General features: G+C 69.0%; 15 protein-coding genes and 1 tRNA gene. 7 read left to right on the top strand and 9 right to left on the bottom strand.

Features of this window, described 5'->3' with window-relative positions:
- Positions 1-101: 101 nt before the first annotated feature.
- Together KIT89_RS12090 and KIT89_RS12085 are read right to left on the bottom strand one after the other, a co-directional pair.
- Positions 102-1022 carry a type II secretion system F family protein gene (locus KIT89_RS12090; RefSeq protein ID WP_297601990.1) on the bottom strand — a complete coding sequence of 307 codons (921 nt, stop codon included), beginning with the start codon at positions 1020-1022 and terminating at the stop codon, positions 102-104.
- A complete protein-coding gene (locus tag KIT89_RS12085) occupies positions 1019-2050 on the bottom strand; it encodes a CpaF family protein (RefSeq protein WP_297601988.1) in 1032 nt (343 codons plus the stop codon). The genes KIT89_RS12090 and KIT89_RS12085 overlap by 4 nt, the downstream gene beginning before the upstream one ends.
- A 441-nt stretch (positions 2051-2491) precedes the next feature.
- Here KIT89_RS12085 and acs point away from each other — a divergent pair, with 441 nt between their 5' ends.
- Positions 2492-4456 carry an acetate--CoA ligase gene (gene acs / locus KIT89_RS12080; protein ID WP_297601987.1) on the top strand — a complete coding sequence of 655 codons (1965 nt, stop codon included), beginning with the start codon at positions 2492-2494 and terminating at the stop codon, positions 4454-4456.
- 31 nt (positions 4457-4487) lie between these two features.
- Here the strand turns inward: acs and KIT89_RS12075 are convergent, their stop codons facing one another.
- Both KIT89_RS12075 and KIT89_RS12070 read right to left on the bottom strand, forming a co-directional pair.
- On the bottom strand, positions 4488-4949 hold the full coding sequence (locus KIT89_RS12075; protein ID WP_297601985.1) for a RidA family protein: 462 nt from the start codon (positions 4947-4949) through the stop codon (positions 4488-4490).
- Entirely contained in the window at positions 4946-5110 is a 165-nt protein-coding gene (locus KIT89_RS12070) for a DUF4177 domain-containing protein (protein ID WP_297601983.1), read from the bottom strand. The genes KIT89_RS12075 and KIT89_RS12070 overlap by 4 nt, the downstream gene beginning before the upstream one ends.
- A 51-nt stretch (positions 5111-5161) precedes the next feature.
- Between KIT89_RS12070 and KIT89_RS12065 the strand changes: the two genes are divergently transcribed.
- The 3 genes from KIT89_RS12065 to KIT89_RS12055 all read left to right on the top strand — a co-directional run bounded on the left by KIT89_RS12065 (position 5162) and on the right by KIT89_RS12055 (position 8774).
- Positions 5162-7720: a transglycosylase domain-containing protein gene (locus KIT89_RS12065; protein WP_297601981.1), complete on the top strand. Its 2559-nt coding sequence runs from the start codon at positions 5162-5164 to the stop codon at positions 7718-7720.
- Complete coding sequence (locus KIT89_RS12060; RefSeq protein WP_297601979.1) at positions 7711-8667, top strand: metallophosphoesterase; 957 nt, start codon at positions 7711-7713, stop codon at positions 8665-8667. Before KIT89_RS12065 ends, KIT89_RS12060 begins: the two co-directional genes overlap by 10 nt.
- Before the next feature lie 33 nt (positions 8668-8700).
- Positions 8701-8774 (top strand) — tRNA-Pro (locus tag KIT89_RS12055).
- Positions 8775-8846: 72 nt separating this feature from the next.
- Here the strand turns inward: KIT89_RS12055 and KIT89_RS12050 are convergent.
- Genes KIT89_RS12050 through KIT89_RS12035 form a run of 4 tightly spaced genes read right to left on the bottom strand, consistent with a single transcriptional unit; the run spans position 8847 to position 12565 of the window.
- Positions 8847-9533 (bottom strand): thymidine kinase, encoded by a 687-nt coding sequence (locus tag KIT89_RS12050; protein ID WP_297601977.1) that lies wholly within the window; start codon positions 9531-9533, stop codon positions 8847-8849.
- Entirely contained in the window at positions 9533-10195 is a 663-nt protein-coding gene (locus KIT89_RS12045; RefSeq protein ID WP_297601975.1) for a response regulator transcription factor, read from the bottom strand. Before KIT89_RS12045 ends, KIT89_RS12050 begins: the two co-directional genes overlap by 1 nt.
- Positions 10185-11369 (bottom strand): hypothetical protein, encoded by a 1185-nt coding sequence (locus KIT89_RS12040; protein ID WP_297601973.1) that lies wholly within the window; start codon positions 11367-11369, stop codon positions 10185-10187. The genes KIT89_RS12045 and KIT89_RS12040 overlap by 11 nt, the downstream gene beginning before the upstream one ends.
- Complete coding sequence (locus tag KIT89_RS12035) at positions 11366-12565, bottom strand: hypothetical protein (RefSeq protein WP_297601971.1); 1200 nt, start codon at positions 12563-12565, stop codon at positions 11366-11368. Before KIT89_RS12035 ends, KIT89_RS12040 begins: the two co-directional genes overlap by 4 nt.
- A 175-nt stretch (positions 12566-12740) precedes the next feature.
- Here KIT89_RS12035 and KIT89_RS12030 point away from each other — a divergent pair, with 175 nt between their 5' ends.
- Genes KIT89_RS12030 through KIT89_RS12020 form a run of 3 tightly spaced genes read left to right on the top strand, consistent with a single transcriptional unit; the run spans position 12741 to position 15003 of the window.
- The gene (locus tag KIT89_RS12030) at positions 12741-13493 is read left to right on the top strand and encodes a LamB/YcsF family protein (protein WP_297601970.1); all 753 of its coding nucleotides are present in this window, start codon (positions 12741-12743) and stop codon (positions 13491-13493) included.
- Positions 13490-14110, top strand: a complete 621-nt coding sequence (locus KIT89_RS12025) for an allophanate hydrolase subunit 1 (protein WP_297601968.1) — start codon at positions 13490-13492, stop codon at positions 14108-14110. The genes KIT89_RS12030 and KIT89_RS12025 overlap by 4 nt, the downstream gene beginning before the upstream one ends.
- Complete coding sequence (locus tag KIT89_RS12020) at positions 14107-15003, top strand: biotin-dependent carboxyltransferase family protein (protein ID WP_297601966.1); 897 nt, start codon at positions 14107-14109, stop codon at positions 15001-15003. Before KIT89_RS12025 ends, KIT89_RS12020 begins: the two co-directional genes overlap by 4 nt.
- 11 nt (positions 15004-15014) lie before the next feature.
- On the opposite strand, the gene KIT89_RS12015 is transcribed toward KIT89_RS12020, so the two are convergent.
- The gene (locus KIT89_RS12015) at positions 15015-16661 is read right to left on the bottom strand and encodes an ABC-F family ATP-binding cassette domain-containing protein (protein ID WP_297601964.1); all 1647 of its coding nucleotides are present in this window, start codon (positions 16659-16661) and stop codon (positions 15015-15017) included.
- Between the last annotated feature and the right edge of the window lie 85 nt (positions 16662-16746).

The raw sequence follows: 16746 nt of genomic DNA, 5'->3' as shown, positions 1-16746 counted from the left end.
GTTCGTCGGGCCCGCGAGGGGCTGGGGTCGGCACGAACGAGAGCAGTCTGGCGAACACCCGCTCGGCGCGGCGTGGGGCGATGCTCACCGATGCCCCGCGCCTAGAACACCCGCGCTGTGGAGGACAACAGGCCGAGCAGCATGGGCACGACGCCGAGCAGCAGAAAGCTCGGCAGCACACATGCTCCGAGGGGAAGCATGAGTCTGACAGCGAGTCGCTCAGCACCCTCACGAGCATCGGCCCGCTCGCGGGCGCGCACTTGTGCCGCTTCAGCCCTCGCCAGCTCGCCGAGGGGCGCTCCGGCGCGACGCGAGAGCCGAACGAGCCCGTCGAGCCGACCCGCATCGACCGGGGCCGAGACTCGCTCGAGCTCGTGCAGCACGAGGGCCGCGGCCGACTCAGGTGCACCCCCTCCGGCGACGGCGACGGCGAGCAGATCGAGGGCGAGCGCGTCGCTCGACTGCGGCGGCTCGGCGGCGCGCAGCAGCCGCCGCATCCATCGTCTCGCGGCGATGATGAGCACACCGCCCAGCACGAGAGAGGCCGCGCCGAGCGGCGACGTGAGGGTGGCGGCGAGATCGACTCCCATGAGCAGCCCGAGCAGCACCGCCACTGCGGGAAGCACCATGACGATGCGCGCCGTCGACCGGGGCCCCGCGAGGGCGACCTCGATATCGCGCCGCGCGGCCTCGCGGTCGCGCAAGGCGTCGGCGAAGGCCCTCAGGGCGGGAGCGAGCGGGGCGCCGCTCGCCAGCGCCACGCGCCACGCGGCCTCGAGCGCGCGCCACGAACGCTCGGCCGTCGGTCGGATCACGCCGTCGGCGGGCTGCAGCGCTGCGTCGATCGCCGTCGGCACGTCGCACCCGTCGACCGCTGCGTCGGCGACGCGCTGTGCGAGCTCGTCGGTCGGCTCGGCCGCGTCGGCGACATGCCCCCACGCCGCAACCGGGCTAACGCCCGCCGAGATGAGCACCGCCAGGCGGTGCAGGTGCTGGGCGAGGGCCGCATCACTCGTCATCATGACTCTGCGATGACGGTGAGCCGTTCGCGGTCATCGAGCGCGAACCTGCCGAGGCTCGCCCGACGTCGGCCGTCTCGCGAGCGCTCGAGGTGCACGATCAGGTCGATGCCGCTGATGGCCTGGCGCGCCAGCGCTTCTGGCGTCAACCCCGCGATCATGCCGACGGCTTCGAGCCTCGCGGCGACGTCGGCGATCGAGTTGGCGTGCAGCGTGCCGGCGCCGCCGCGATGACCGGTGTTGAGGGCAGCCAGAAACTCGCGCACCTCGGCACCACGGCATTCGCCCACCACGAGGCGATCGGGGCGCATGCGCAGTGCTTCACGCACCAGCCTCGCGAGGTCGACTTCGCCCGCCCCCTCCATGTTCGCCTGCCGGCACTCGAGGGCCACCACATGCGGATGCGCGATCGCCGCCTCGGCGACGTCTTCGATCACGACGATGCGATCGCTCGAGGCGGCGTCGCTGAGCCATGCCGCCAGCAGTGTGGTCTTGCCGCTGCCCGTCGCCCCGGTGAAGAGCACGGTCTCTCGCTCGACGAGCGCTCGGCGCAGTGCCGTGAGTGCGGCATCGCCAACGCCGCTCGCCTCGAGTGTCACGCGGTGAACTCGCGGCAGTCGCAGAGAGATGGCGGTGCCCGACCAGGCGATCGGCGGCAGCGCGACGTGCACCCGCATGCCCTCACCGAGCCGCACGTCGGTGCACGGCGTCGACTCGTCGACGTGCCGGCCACCCGCGCTGATGAGTGCGATGGCGAGCTCACGAGCTGCTGCAGGCTCGAAACGCACGCCGAGAACGCGCTCGGTGCCCGTGCCGCGGTCGCGCCACACGGCGCCGTCTGGGGTGAGAAAGACGTCGGTCGCCTCCGGGTCGGCGGCGACGGCGGCGAGCGGGCCCAGTGCCGCCCGCACTGCTGCGCTGAAGGTGCGTTCGAGTGCCGGGGCCGACGCCGTCGACGAGCTCGCATCCGTTTCAGACTGCTCGATGGTGAGGCGGGGCACCCGCGGGTCTCGAGGCACGAAGCGCTGCATGACTCGAGAGTGCGCGGCGTCGGGCGTCGCCGAGGGCGTGCGGAGGGCATCCGGGGAGAGAAAGAACGAAGGCCCCTCATGAGGAGGGGCCTTCGTGACGTCAGGGGCGGCGTCCACATTGGGGGGAATCGGACGCCGCCACAGCAACACGGGATTGGGGGGAATCTTTCGCGCTGCCTAAGTCAGACTTGCTGCTGACGATGTCAAGTGTATTGCGACTGTTCGCCACGTCAAGACTTTTCGCCCCCCATTTTGTCCTCCATAGGGAGGACTCAGCAAAATGCCCCCCGAAGGGGGGTGAAACGTACTGTTCATGTTTCACTTTCTGCTCATCCGAGGGCGTGAAAGGCGCCCGAACCCGTCGGGCTCTAAGATGGCGGGGTTCCCCGTCACGAACGCGGCAGACCAGGCCAGTCCGCTTCACATCGACCAAGGATGACGATGTCAACGACTTCGATCGACAGCCTTCTGCACGAGAACCGCCGCTTTGCGCCCGACCCAGCGTTCACCGCGAACGCCGTGGCGAAGCCCGAGATCTACGACGAGGCGCGCGCCGACCGGCTCGCGTTCTGGGCGAAGCAAGCGCGAGAACTGCACTGGCACACTCCCTTCACGCAGACCCTCGACTGGTCGAACCCGCCCTTCGCGCGCTGGTTCGACGACGGCGAGCTCAACGTGGCATACAACTGCCTCGACCGCCATGTGCTCGCGGGCAACGGCGACCGCGTGGCCATTCACTGGGAGGGCGAGCCCGGCGACTCTCGCACGATCACCTACGCCGAGCTGACGAGCGAGGTGAAGCGCGCCGCGAACGTGCTCGCGAAGCTCGGCATCGGCCAGGGCGACCGCGTGGCGATCTACATGCCGCAGATTCCCGAAGCGATCATCGCCATGCTCGCCATCGCCCGCCTGGGCGCCGTGCACTCGGTCGTGTTCGGCGGCTTCAGCGCCGAATCGCTCAGGGCGCGCATCGAGGATGCCGATGCCAAGCTCGTCATCACCGCCGACGGCGGCTGGCGCAAGGGCAAGGTCTTTCCGCTCAAGACGACGGTCGACGAGGCGCTCTCGGCGAACGCTGCGACCGTCGAGCACGTACTCGTCGTGCGGCGCGGCGAGAACGTCGTGCCCTGGGTCGATGGCCGCGACCTGTGGTGGCACGACGAGATGGCGGCGGTGAGCGACGAGCACGAGGCCCAGGCCTTCCCGGCCGAGAACCCGCTCTTCATCCTCTACACCTCGGGCACGACCGGCAAGCCGAAGGGCATTCTGCACACCTCGGGCGGCTACCTCACCCAGACCACCTTCACCCACAAGAACGTCTTCGACCTGCACCCTGAGACCGACGTCTACTGGTGCACCGCCGACGTCGGCTGGATCACTGGGCACAGCTACGTCGTCTACGCACCGCTCGCGAACGGCGCGACGCAAGTGGTCTACGAGGGCACGCCAGATACCCCGCACGCGGGGCGCTGGTGGGAGATCATCCAGAAGTACAAGGTCTCGATCTTCTACACAGCCCCGACGGCGATTCGCTCATTCATGAAGATCGGCCGCGAGGTGCCGCAAGAGTTCGACCTGTCGAGCCTGCGCGTACTCGGTTCGGTCGGCGAGCCCATCAACCCCGAGGCATGGGTCTGGTACCGCGACATCATCGGCGGCGGTCGCACGCCGATCGTCGACACCTGGTGGCAGACCGAGACGGGCGGCATCATGATCAGCGCCCTGCCCGGCATCACCACCACCAAGCCGGGGTCTGCGCAAGTGCCGCTGCCGGGCATCAGCATCGACGTGCTCGACGACGAGGGCATGCACGTGGGCAAGGAGGCCGGCGGGTTGCTCGTCGTCACCGAGCCCTGGCCGAGCATGCTGCGCGGCATCTGGGGCGACCCCGACCGTTTTCGCGAGACCTACTGGTCGAAGTTCGCGCACCTCGAGGGCGGCCCGTACTACTTCGCCGGCGACGGAGCCCACCTCGACGAAGACGGCGACGTGCAGCTGCTCGGGCGCGTCGACGATGTCATGAACGTCTCGGGCCACCGCCTGTCGACGATGGAGATCGAGTCGGCGCTCGTCTCGCACGAGCTCGTGGCCGAGGCGGCCGTGGTCGGCGCGCACGACGACACCACGGGGCAAGCCGTCGTGGCGTTCGTCATTCTGCGCTCGCGCAAAGAGGGCACGGTGACGGCCAGCGAGGCCAGCGATCTGCTGCGAGCGCATGTCGCCCAGCAGATCGGTGCCATCGCCCGGCCGCGTCAGGTGTTCATCGTCGCCGAGCTGCCGAAGACCCGTTCGGGCAAGATCATGCGCAGGCTGCTGCAAGACGTGGCCGAGGGGCGCGAGATCGGCGACACGACGACGCTCACCGACACGAGCGTCATCCGCCTCATCAGCGACACGATGCAGTAGCGCTGGCGACTCCGAGCTGGGCGAACTCGAGCTACGCGAATTCGAGCACGAGTTCGACCTCGACGGGGGCATCGAGCGGCAGCACCGCCACGCCGACGGCGCTGCGCGCGTGCTGGCCGATGTCGCCGAAGATCTCGCCGAGCACGGTCGACGCGCCGTTGAGCACTGCGGGCTGGCCCGAGAAGTCGGGGGCAGAGGCCACGAATCCCGTCACCTTGACGACGCGCGTCACGCGGTCGAGCGAGCCGATGACGCTCTCGGCGGCGGCGAGCGCGTTGAGCACGCAGATGCGCGCGTAGCCAGCGGCATCGTCGGCGCTCACCTCGGCACCGACCTTGCCGGTGGCGGGCAGGGCCCCGTCGACGAACGGCAGCTGCCCGGCGGTGAAGACCAGGTTTCCGCTCGTGGTGGCGGGAACATAGGCGGCCACCGGCTTCGCCAGCTGCGGGATGCTGATGCCGAGCTCGGCGAGTCGAGCGTCGATGCGGCTCATGCCGACACCGCCTCGACCGGGCGCTTCAGATAGGCGACGAGCCCGCCTTCCGGGCCGGGCACGACCTGCACGAGCTCCCAGCCCTCTGACCCCCAGTTGTTGAGAATCGCTTGAGTCGTGTGAATCATGAGCGGAGTCGTGAGGTACTCCCATTGAGTCATTGCAGGTTCCATTCAGCGTCGTCATAAGCCCGGTGGCGTACCCTTAAGCATATGTCTGCCCAGAATCAGAAAGCCTCAGGAGTCATCGGCGCTATCGCCGGCATGCTCGGGCTCAGCGCACTCGCCGGAGTTCTCGTGACCGTCATGGTCACCCCGGCCCTCGCCGTCACCGGAATGGCAGCGAGCAACACCATCGGAATCTTCGAAGGTCTTCCCGAATACATCCGCATCAACGAGCAGACGCAGCGCAACGCGCTCTATGCGCAGAACACTGCCAACCCCGACGACGGTTTCGTGCAGATCGCCACGGTCTTCGCCGAGAACCGCGAAGAAGTGTCGTGGGACGAGGTGTCGCAGTATGTGAAAGACGCCACGATCGCGGGTGAAGACCGTCGCTTCTACGAGCACGGCGGCGTCGACATGCAGGGCATCATCCGCGCCGGCCTCGGCAACCTGAGCTCAGGCGGCGTCGAGTCGGGTGCATCGACTCTGACGATGCAGCTGGTCAAGAACATCTTCATCACCGAGGCTCTCAAGGCAGACACGATCGAAGAGCGTGACGCCCTCATCGCCCAGGCGCAAGAGCAGAGTCTCGAGCGCAAGCTCAAAGAGGCGAAGCTCGCGATCGGGCTCGAGAAGGAGTACACGAAAGACGAGATTCTTCTCGCCTACCTGAACATCGCCGGTTTCGGCGGCAACACCTACGGCATTCAAGCGGCAGCGCAGCAGTACTTCGGCGTACCGGCGAGCGACGTCACCATCGCACAGGCGGCGAGCCTCATCGCGATCGTGCAGCAGCCGGGCGCCCGTGCGCTCAACTCGCCCGAGAAGTACCCGGCCAACGAAGCGCGCCGCAACTACATTCTGCGAGCGATGGCCTCAGAGGGCTTCATCACGGCAGCCGAGCTGCAAGAGGCGCTCGACACGCCCGTCGACGAAGAGTTCGTCACGATCACTCCGCCCGCGAACGGCTGCATCGCCGCGAGCGCCTACGCGAAGCAGTTCTGCGACTACGTCGTGAAGAACGTCAAGAACCTCGAATCGCTCGGGTCGACCGAAGAAGAGCGACTGGCCAACTGGAAGCTCGGCGGCTACGACGTCTACACCACGATGAACCTCTCGCTGCAGGGCGTGGCGCAAGACCGTGTGCGCGAGCTGATTCCGCCCACGAGCACGATTCTCGACATCGGCAGCGTGGCGGTGTCGGTCGAGGCGCGCACCGGCCGCATCATCACCATGGCCCAGAACCGCGCCTTCGACGATTCGCTGCGGGGTGCAGAAGACCCGACCACGACGGCGATCAACTACGCCACCGACCGCCAGTACGGCGGCTCGAGCGGGTTCCAGACCGGGTCGACCTACAAGATCTTCGGGCTCGTCGCCTGGCTGCAAGAGAACCGCGGGCTCAACGAGATCGTCGACGCGTCGCGGTTCGAGCTGAACCAGGCCGCCTTCCTCGACACGTGCGAAGACGGCGGAGGCCCCTGGGGCGGCCTCTGGCGGTTCAAGAACTCCGGCGGCGGCGGGGGCGGCGCGATGAGCGTCTTCAACGCCACCGTGAGCTCGGTCAACTCGGCGTACGCATCGATGGGCGAGCAGCTCGACCAGTGCGCCATCCGCACGGCCGCTGAGTCGATGGGTGTGCACCGCGCCGACGGCAACCCGCTGCAGACCAACCCCTCGGCGATCCTCGGCACGAACGAGATCGCGCCGCTGACCATGGCGTCGGCGTTCGCGACGATCGGCAACGGTGGCGTCTACTGCGAGCCCATCGCCGTCGACCGCATCGTCGACCGCGGCGGCAACGAGCTGCCAGGTCAGTCGATCGACTGCCGCCGAGCGATCACGGCTGAGGTCGCTGCCGCGGCAGCGGCTCCCATGGCCGCCGTCATCACGGGCGGAACGGCGACTCGCTCGCGCATCGGCGACGGCGTGCCGATCGTCGGCAAGACCGGATCGACCGACTCGTACAACCAGACCTGGATGGTCGGCACGACCACCGAGGTCGCCACCGCCGTCTGGGTGGGCAACGTCACCGGCCGTGTCTCGATGCTGCGCTACCCGAGCGGTTCTGCAGTGCGCCACGACATCTTCCGACCGCTCATGGCGGCCGTGAACGCGCAGTACGGCGGCCTCGGATTCCCGGCCCCTCCCGGCAGACTGCTCACCGGTTCGGGCGTGCAGATGCCCGACATCGCCGGGTTCACGCAAGAGCAGGCGAAGTCGCTGCTCGAAGGACTCGGGTTCCGCTTCGAAGTCGGCGACTCGACCGACTCGGCGCTCGCACAGGGCCTCGTCACCGGCGCGAACTTCGCGCCGGGAACCCTGCTCGCGCGCGGTATGACCGTCAAGGTGACGATCAGTCTGGGCAACCTCATCAATCTGCCCGACGTGGTCACACCTCAAGTCGACTACAACACGGCGCGCGGCATACTCAACAACGCCGGGTTCACCAACGTCGCTCAGACGTGCGTGCAGATTCCGCCGGAGGAAGAAGGCGGCAATCCCGACCTGCACAACATCGTCACGGCGCAGAGTCCTGCGGCAGGGTCGAAGGTGAAGTATGAGACGACGATCACGCTGACCGTGTCGAAGAACTCGTGTCAGTGACCGCAGTCGCGCGAACCGCGGCCGTCGCAGCCCTCGGGGCAGCGGCGGCCGCGGCCGTCTACGGCATCGCGATCGAACGTCGTGCCTATCGATTGCGTCGTGAGGTCGTGCCCGTGCTGTCGCCCGGGGCCGATCCGATTCGCATTCTGCACCTCAGCGACCTGCACCTGGCGCCGTGGCAGCGCGACAAGGTCGAGTGGGTTCGCTCGCTCGCCGATCTGCAGCCGCATCTCGTCGTCAACACCGGCGACAACATGGGTCACCCCGATGCGCTCGAGGCGCTGACCCGCGCTCTGACTCCACTGGCCGATGTGCCAGGGGTGTTCGTGCATGGCTCGAACGACTACTTCGCCCCGAGCCCGAAGAACCCGTTCGCCTACCTCATGGGCCCATCGAAGGGCGAGACGGCGTCGGCCACACGCATCGACATCGACGGCCTCGAGGCTCTGCTGCGCGATCGACTCGGCTGGATGCCGCTCAACAACGCCGTCGGGCAACTGGTCATCAACCGATCGGTTCTCGAATTCATGGGCGTCAACGATGCTCACCGCGGGTGGGATCGCCTCGATCAGCTGCCGGAGCAGGTGGATGCTCTGCGCGAGCTCGACGACGACGACACCGATGACCCGGCCGTCATGATCGGAGTCACCCATGCTCCGTATCAGCGGGTGCTCAACACCTTCACCACCCAGGGCGCCGACCTGATCTTCGCGGGTCACACCCACGGCGGGCAGGTCTGTGTTCCCGGCGTCGGTGCGCTCGTGACCAATTGCGACCTTCCTCGAGACAGAGCTCGCGGGTTGTCGGTGTGGCAGCACGCCCACAAGGCCGCGTACGTGAACGTGTCTGCGGGGCTCGGCACGTCGATCTACGCACCCGTGCGATTCGCCTGCCCGCCCGAGGCGGTGCTCGTGACGCTCGTCGCCGACGACATCGGCTATTCTTGACGGGTTGCCCTCGCACTCGTGCACCGGCAGCACCGGGGTATGGCGCAGCTTGGTAGCGCGCGTCGTTCGGGACGACGAGGCCGCAGGTTCAAATCCTGTTACCCCGACTCACACTGATCGGGATCGCCTGAGGGCGGTCCCGATCATCGTTTCTGCCGCACCCGAGCGGCGCGAGCGACTCAGCTGAAGTCGTCGTCGGGGCCGAGCGCGCCGACCACGAGCGGGTCGACGTCGTCGAGCGAGACAGGGGCGCGCCACCCTGAGGCGAGATTGTCACCCGACTCGTCGAGATAGCAGGCCGCGCACAACGATTCGTACGTCACATCGACCCCGTCGATCGCGACCTGGTCGCCGTCGAAGACGAACACTCCGTCGATCGAGCGCCCGTTGAAGACCGCTTTGCGACCGCAGCGGCAGATGGTCTTCAGCTCTTCGAGCGAGTGCGCGATCTCGAGCAGGCGGCGGCTGCCCGGAAACGCGACGGTCTGAAAGTCGGTGCGGATTCCGTAGGCCAGTACAGGCACGTCTTCGCGCACGGCGATGCGCAGCAGATCGTCGACCTGCTGCATCGTGAGAAACTGCGCCTCATCGACGAGCAGGCACGCGACATCGCGCCCTGACTCGCGAATGACCGAGGCGCGATGCGCCTGGAATCGCGCGTAGACGTCGTCGCCAGCATCGATCGTGAAGTCGACCGGGCGGGTCACGCCGAGACGCGAGACGATCGTCTGATCGCCCTTCGTGTCGACGCGCGGCTTCGCGAGCACGACCGCTTGATCGCGCTCTTCATAGTTGTAGGCGGCCTGCAGCAGCGAGGTGCTCTTGCCGCTGTTCATGGCCCCGTACCGAAAGTAGAGCTTGGCCATCAGAGCAGGTGCCCGTCTTCTGCGGCCCGACGAATGAGGTCGGCCTTCGAACTCGCCGGCCGCCCCGCTCGGCCGTACTTCTCGCGCACCCGGCGCAGATAGGTCTTCGCGGTCTCGTACTGCACGTGCATCTGGGCTGCCACCTCACTCATGCTGTACCCGTTCGCATAGAGCGCCAACGCCTCTTTCTCGCTCACCGACAGCTTCGGCCGTGCAGGGTGCTCGGCCCCCTTCGGCAGCGGCCTCCAGTCGCGCACCGGCTCGCCGGTCGACTGCATGCCCATGACCCTGCGTGCGGTCTCCATGACCTCACCGAGCGGCATCGTCTTCGCCAGAAATGCTGACGCACCCGCATCAAAGGCACGCTCGCGCGCCTCGGCGGTATCGAGGCTCGTCAGCACGATCACCTTCGCACCGGCGGCGCGGCAGGTGCGCACCCGAGCCTCGATCGACACCGGCTCTTGCAGTTGAAAGTCGAGCAGCACGAGGTCGGTCGGAAACTGATCGCTCTGCACCAGCTCGAACCAGGTCGGTGCCGTCAGCACGAGCTCGAAGTCGGGGGCGTGAGCATCGATCCACGACGCGAGGCTGTCGAGCAGCAGCTCATGATCGTCGAGAATCGCGAGGCGCACGCTGTGGGGCGTGCGACCGTCAGTATCCATACTCAAACTCTAGGGCGATTCGACCCTCGCGCTCTATGACCCGCGAACTCTCGGTGAGTCCGCGCACGATCTCGATCATGCCTCGCAGCTCGCGGCGAGCATCCGTCATCGAGAGCGGTGTCATGATCTCGCATCGCACGCTCAGTCGCCCCTGCGGAGCGCGCAGCCGCAGCTCGACCTTCGTGGCTGCGAGGCGTCGAATGCTCACGTCGGCGATGGCACGCACGAGGGTGCGCTGCTCGAGCGACGCTGCCTCACCCGCGTTCTCGGGGTCATCGGCGACCGCCTCGATGTTGAGTTGCGGGTGCCGCGCTGTCAGCTCATCGAGCAAGGTCTGAGCCCACGAGCGTTCGACATCGGCCACGAGCAGGGCGCGGATGCTGCGGGCGAGACGCCGCGCTTCGTCGCGGTCGCCGTCGTCGAGCTCGGTCGCGCCGACAATGCTGCTGAGGTAGGGCACGACCTCGCGGTTGAGCAGCGTGATGCGCTGCTGCTGCACCGAGCGAGCAACCCCTGTGCGTTGCTGCACCACCGCCTGCTCGGCAGACATCCACGCCCGGTCGTGCCAGTGGCGGAGGGCACCGTTCAACGAGCGCGCGAAGGCTGCCGCGGCGAACCCCAGCAGAGCGACACCCAGCGAGCCGGTCACAGCGTAGGTGAGGGTCGGAACGTCGCTGATCGCCCACGGCGCCTGCAGCATGCCGAGCACCGCGCAGAGCAGCGTGTGCACCGCTGCCCAGAAGGCGATCTCTCGCGCGGGGCGATAGGGCGCGAGCGCGAGGAGCACGACCCCGATGACGTAGGGCGCCCAGTCGTCGCGCAGATAGGCGTTGGCCGTCAAGGTCGACACGACGCTCGCCACCGTCATCACGACGAGCAGCAGCTGCAGCACTTGCGCCGACGAGGTCTTCCACAGTGGTCGATACACGCGAGAGCGATCGAGCAGCAACCACGCGACAGCGACGAGGGCAGCGAATGACAGCACGAGCCACGCCGGCTGCACGATCTCGTCGAGCTTGACGGCGATCGAGACGACCGGAACGGCGATGATGAGCACAGCTGCTCCTGTCGTCACCGGTCGTGCAGCGGCAGCTGAGAGCGGATCGAGCCGCTCGAGAGTGATCTCTGCCGGAGCGAGCTCGGGGCGCGAGACGAGACGGGGGTGCGACGTCATGACGAATCGCCTCGCACGGCAGCGTCTGAGATCGGCACCCGTAGCAGCACCGAGGTGCCCTGGCCGGGCTGCGACCACACGACTGCGGTGCCGCCGATGGTCTCGAGCCGCCCGACGATGCTCGTCGCCACACCGAGTCGGCCGTCGGTCTGCGCGTCGAGCGCGAAGCCGCGGCCCGCATCGATGACCATCGCCGACACCTCATGGTCAGAGCCGCCCAGCACCACGTCGGCCTCGCCGACGCCCGCGTGCCTTCGCACATTCGCGATGCACTGCGCGATCGCGCGCGTGAACTCGTCGAACGCCTCGCTGTCGAGCGCGTCGAGCGCGTGCTCTGAACCCGATACTGTGACGTTCACGTCACCCGCCGCCGCATCGTCGATGGCATCTCGCAGGCGAGAGGCGCGGTGCGCGTCTGCGGCACCCGTCGAGGGCTCGACCTCGAACCACTGCTGACCGACGATCGACTCGAGGTCGGCGGTGATGGCGTCGCGCGCCGCGGGCGACAAGGCTCTCTGCGTCGCGGTGATCACGGCGAGCTGATTGAGCACCGTGTCGTGCAGCAGCGCTGTCGCTCGAGCTTCGAACACGCCGCGCACCTCTGCGAGCATCTCGTCGCGCGCCGCTCGGTAGAGCTCGACCTGCGCGTCGAGGTGAGTTAACCGTTCGAGGCGCATGAATCCCAGAAGCCCGACGATCACGAACCACGCGATGACGGTCATCGGGTCGACAGCCCAGGCCGAGCCGAGCCACAGCAGAGCGCAGAGCGAGGCGACCTCGCCGACGATGAACCCGCCGGTGGTCCAGAGCATCGACGCGCTCAGGCTCGAGCCGACTCCGATCACGAGAATCAGCGCGAGCTTGAACAGAATGATCGTGTAGTCGTCGTTCGCGACGGGAGTGTCGAGCTGCCGCGACACGATCAGGGTGTACCAGAAGACGCACAAGCCGCCGATGAGCAGGTAGCTGGCCGCGATGAACGGGCTCGGAGCGCGCTCGAGCAGCACGAGCAGCACGATCATCGGCAGCAGCACGATGAGCGCCGGCCAGACGATCAACTGCGGCAGGTAGGCCTGCACTGAGATCACGATGACACCGATGCCGACGAGGCACACGGCCGCGCCGGCGTGGCCGGCTCGCGCGACGGCCGTGCTCGTGGTGCGCGTGGCGAGGTGAGGGGGCAGGCCGAGTGGCACTCGTACCCCTCTCGTCGTGGTGGAGGCCTGTTGGCCCCCGACGAATTATTGCTCAGGCGCAGCGCGGCGACCAGACCTCATTCGGGGGATGCTCACGAATGGTCGCACGCGCGCACAGCGCATGGCGGCGCAACCCGGCCTCCCGCACCGCGCCTGCGGGCCGTAGGCTCTCGGCATGCCGACCGTCGATCTGAACAGCGACCTGGGCGAGTCGTTCGGGGCGTGGAGCATGGGCGACGACGCGAGCATGCTCCAGCTCGTGACGAGCGCCAATCTGGCGTGCGGGTTTCACGCCGGAGACCCGACGGTCATGCTCGACGCGTGCCGCACCGCCGTGTTGCGCGGCGTGGCGATCGGAGCGCATCCGTCGTATCGCGACCTTGCCGGGTTCGGTCGTCGCGAGATGGAGGTACCGGCAGAGCAGCTGCACGCCGACGTGCTCTATCAGGTGTCGGCACTGGCGGGCATGGCAGCGCACGTCGGCGGCGTGCTCAGCCACATCAAGCCGCACGGCGCGCTCTACAACCGCGTCGCCGTCGACCTCGAGGTGGCTGAAGTGGTCGTCGATGTCGCCCACGGCCTCGCCCTGCCGGTGCTGGGGCTGCCGGGCTCGGCGATCGAGGCCGCGTGCGCGCGAGCCGGGGTGCGGTTCGTGCGCGAAGCCTTCACCGATCGCGGCTACCTCGCCGACGGAACCCTGGCGCCACGCGGCCTCGATGGTGCGGTGCTCACCGACCCGCGCGACGTCGCCGAGCGGGCCGTGCGCATCGCCACCGAAGGCGTCGTCGTCGCGCTCGATGGCACCGAGGTCGCGGCGCGCGTCGACTCGCTCTGCGTGCACGGCGACACGGCGGGCGCCGTCGACCTCGCGAGGGCCGTGCGCACTGCGCTCGACCGTGCCGGCGTCGAGGTCACCGCGTTCGCATGAGAGTGCTGCCGTACGGCGACCGCGCGCTGCTCGCCGAGTTCGACTCGCTCGAGCTCGCACTGGGGGCGCACGCCGCCTGGAGTGCGGCGCCTGCGCCCGGCGTTATCGAACTCGTGCCGGGGGCGCGCACGGTGCTCGTGCGCATCGACCCTGAGGTGATCGGGCTCGGTCACGCCGAGTACTGGTTGCGCGAGCACGGGGTCACCGCTCTCGATCTGCCCGCAGGCGACACGATCACGCTGCCCGTCATCTACGACGGTGACGATCTCGACGTCGTCGCCGCGGCCTGGGGGTGCTCGGTCGACGCGGTGGCGCAGCGTCACGCCGAGGTCGAGTGGGTGTGCGCGTTCATCGGCTTCACTGCCGGATTCGGGTACCTCGTGCCGGTCGGCGCAGCACGACTGCCCGCCGTGCCGCGCCGCGCGACCTCGCGGTCACGAGTTCCGGCGGGGTCGATCGCCCTCGCCGCGGACTACTGCGGCGTGTATCCGCGGGCGTCTGCCGGGGGCTGGCAGCTGATCGGGCGCACCGACGCGGTGCTGTGGGATGCCGAACGAGACCCACCAGCACTCGTCGCCCCGGGCACCCGTGTGCGGTTCACCGAGGTGCAGGCGTGAGCGTCGTGCGCGTCATCGAGCCGGGCGCGCTCACGCTCGTGCACGACCTCGGTCGCCCTGGCCTCGCGCGCTGGGGTCTGAGCGCCTCGGGTGCCTTCGACCGCGCAGCGCATCGGCTCGCCAATCGCCTCGTCGGCAACCCCGACACCGCCGCCGCACTCGAGTGCCTGCTCGGCGGTCTTCGGCTGGGCCTGCCCGCTGGCACCTGGTTCGCCGTGACCGGGGCGCGGGGCGAGACCGCACTGCTCGGTGCTGACGGTCGGCGTCTCCGCGTCGAGCCCCACACCGCCGTGCTCGTCGAGGCCGACGCAGAGCTGCAGCTCGGCCCGGTGACGCACGGCCTGCGCACGACAGTCGCTCTGCGGGGCGGCATCGAGGTCGACCCTGTGCTCGGCTCTCGCTCGCGCGACACTCTCGCCGCACTCGGACCCGAGCCGCTGCGCGCCGGTGACGAGCTGCCGATCGGGCCCGCGCCGGCGACGCCCGTGCCCGCTGCCGACCTCGTGCCGATCGATGCCCCCGCCGATGGGGTCGTCGAGCTGGGTGTGCGGCCGGGCCCGCGACTCGACTGGTTCACCGATGACGCGTGGCGCGTGCTGCTCTCGAGCGAGTGGGTGACGTCGGCGCGCAGCGACCGCACGGGGGTGCGCCTCGAAGGTGCAGCGCTCGAGCGGCGTGCCCACCTCGCGGGCGTCGAGCTGGCGAGTGAGGGAATGCTGTGGGGCAGCATCCAGGTCTCCCCCGACGGCGCGCCCACCGTGCTCGGCCCCGACCACCCCGTCACGGGCGGATACCCCGTCATCGCCGTCGTCGTCGACGGCTCGCTCGATCTGCTCGCCCAGCTGCGGCCGGGGCAGCGCGTGCGTGTGCGCCTCGCGACCGGCCGCTACTGACCCGCATCGAATCACAGGGTGAGCTCGGGGCCCGACCAGCGGCGGCGCAACCAGCGGTCGTGGCTCGCCACGACGACGGCGCCAGGGTGGGTGCCGAGCGCGTCTTCGAGCTCGGTCGCGAGCTGCAGCGAGAGGTGGTTCGTGGGCTCGTCGAGCAGCAGCACGTGCGGCGGTCGGCCGAGCACGAGCGCGAGCTCGACGCGGCGCTGCTGCCCGACCGAGAGCGCGCCGACCGGGCGGTCGAGGTCGCGGTCGGCGAGCAGCCCCAAGCTCGCGAGCGGCACCGCCGCCGCCCGCCCCTCACCGAGCGCCGCCGCATAGAGTTCGCGGGGCGTGCGGTGCGGCTCGGCGATGCGGGTGTCTTGGGCGAGCACGCCCACGCGCACCTTCTGTCGCGCGGTGCGCCGACCGCCATCGATCGGGATGCTCGCCGCGAGCACCCCGAGCAGCGTCGACTTTCCCGAGCCGTTCGGACCCGTGACGAGCATCCGGTCTCCAGCGCGCAGTGCGAGCGTCACGGGTGCGAGCCGGCGGTTGACCGCCGCGTTCTCGAGCGCGAGCAGCGGCTGCTCGTCGTCGAGTGCGGCGAAGCCCGACGGCAGCCCGGCGAAGCGCAGCGGCTCGGGCGGGGCGCCCAGCTGCGCCGTCTCGAGCTCGGCGAGGCGCCGCTCGGCGTCACGCACTCGGCGGGCCACCGCCGTGTCGATACCCGCCTGCTTGAAGTTCTTGACGAATTTGTCGTTGTCGCGCACGCGACGGTCGGCGTTGCCGAGCTCGCGTGCGGTGACCTTCACGGTCTGACGCAACTGCCCGAGCTCGCGCTGCTCGAGCGCGTGGTCGCGCACCCATCGATCGTGCTCGAGCGCCTTCTCGGCGAGGTAGTCGGTGAACCCGCCGCCGTAGCGCACCGCCTGCCCTCCCCCGTTCTCGCCCGACGCCGCTCGCCGACTCGGGTCGAGGTCGACGAGTTCGGTGGCCACGTCGTCGAGAAACGCGCGATCGTGGCTCGCGAACAGCACGGGGCCTCTCCAGGCGAGCAGGTGCTCGCGCAACGACTCGACGGCGCGATCGTCGAGGTGGTTGGTCGGCTCATCGAGCACGAGCGCGTCTGGTCGGCTGAACAGCAGCGCCGCGAGGGCGAGGCGACTGCGCTGGCCCCCCGAGATGGCCCCGAGCGGCGTCGAGCCCGGGATGCTCGCCACACCGAAGGCCTCGAGCAGCGCATCGCGGCGCGCGTGCCGGCTCCACAGCTCGAGGCGCTCGGCCTCGTCGAGCGCGGCGGCATAGGCCTCGGCCGCGTCGGGGTCGCCGTCGAGCGCAGCCGCTGCCGCCTCGAGTCGGCGTTCGACGTCGAGCAGAGGCGCTTCGGCGGCGTCGAGGATGCTCGAGACGGGCATCCCGTCATCGAACGGCACCTCTTGCGGCAGCCAGCCGAGCCGCACGGGCCGCTCGATCTCGCCGCCGTCGGGCTCGTCGACGCCCGCCAGCAGGCGCAGCAGAGTCGACTTGCCCGCACCGTTCTCGCCGATGAGGCCGAGTCGCGCGCCGGGCGGCACGACGAGGTCGACGCCGCTCAGCACCTCGCGGCCGTCGACGATTCGGGTCACACCGCGCGCGATGAGGGGCGCGCGCGTGCCAGTAGACAGAGTTGTAGACATGGAGTTCCGCCAGGGTTCGCAGTGTTCCCGCCGGGCTCAGCCTCGGGCGCGGGACGGTCGACTGCGTCACAACTCCATGCCACCA

Source organism: Microcella sp. (genome assembly GCF_025808395.1).
Lineage (GTDB): Bacteria > Actinomycetota > Actinomycetes > Actinomycetales > Microbacteriaceae > Microcella.
The sequence above is the reverse complement of the archived record's forward strand: the minus strand, read 5'-3'. Positions and strand labels throughout refer to the sequence as shown.

Bases quoted from the DNA above. Each gene is read 5' to 3' on its own strand.
- KIT89_RS12025 (WP_297601968.1), top strand. From the start codon at position 13,490: ATGAGAGTGCTGCCGTACGGCGACCGCGCGCTGCTCGCCGAGTTCGAC.
- KIT89_RS12070 (WP_297601983.1), bottom strand. From the start codon at position 5,110: ATGACTCAATGGGAGTACCTCACGACTCCGCTCATGATTCACACGACT.
- KIT89_RS12015 (WP_297601964.1), bottom strand. From the start codon at position 16,661: ATGTCTACAACTCTGTCTACTGGCACGCGCGCGCCCCTCATCGCGCGC.
- KIT89_RS12030 (WP_297601970.1), top strand. From the start codon at position 12,741: ATGCCGACCGTCGATCTGAACAGCGACCTGGGCGAGTCGTTCGGGGCG.
- KIT89_RS12065 (WP_297601981.1), top strand. From the start codon at position 5,162: ATGTCTGCCCAGAATCAGAAAGCCTCAGGAGTCATCGGCGCTATCGCC.
- KIT89_RS12040 (WP_297601973.1), bottom strand. From the start codon at position 11,369: ATGACGTCGCACCCCCGTCTCGTCTCGCGCCCCGAGCTCGCTCCGGCA.
- KIT89_RS12075 (WP_297601985.1), bottom strand. From the start codon at position 4,949: ATGAGCCGCATCGACGCTCGACTCGCCGAGCTCGGCATCAGCATCCCG.
- KIT89_RS12050 (WP_297601977.1), bottom strand. From the start codon at position 9,533: ATGGCCAAGCTCTACTTTCGGTACGGGGCCATGAACAGCGGCAAGAGC.
- acs (WP_297601987.1), top strand. From the start codon at position 2,492: ATGTCAACGACTTCGATCGACAGCCTTCTGCACGAGAACCGCCGCTTT.
- KIT89_RS12045 (WP_297601975.1), bottom strand. From the start codon at position 10,195: ATGGATACTGACGGTCGCACGCCCCACAGCGTGCGCCTCGCGATTCTC.
- KIT89_RS12085 (WP_297601988.1), bottom strand. From the start codon at position 2,050: ATGCAGCGCTTCGTGCCTCGAGACCCGCGGGTGCCCCGCCTCACCATC.
- KIT89_RS12090 (WP_297601990.1), bottom strand. From the start codon at position 1,022: ATGATGACGAGTGATGCGGCCCTCGCCCAGCACCTGCACCGCCTGGCG.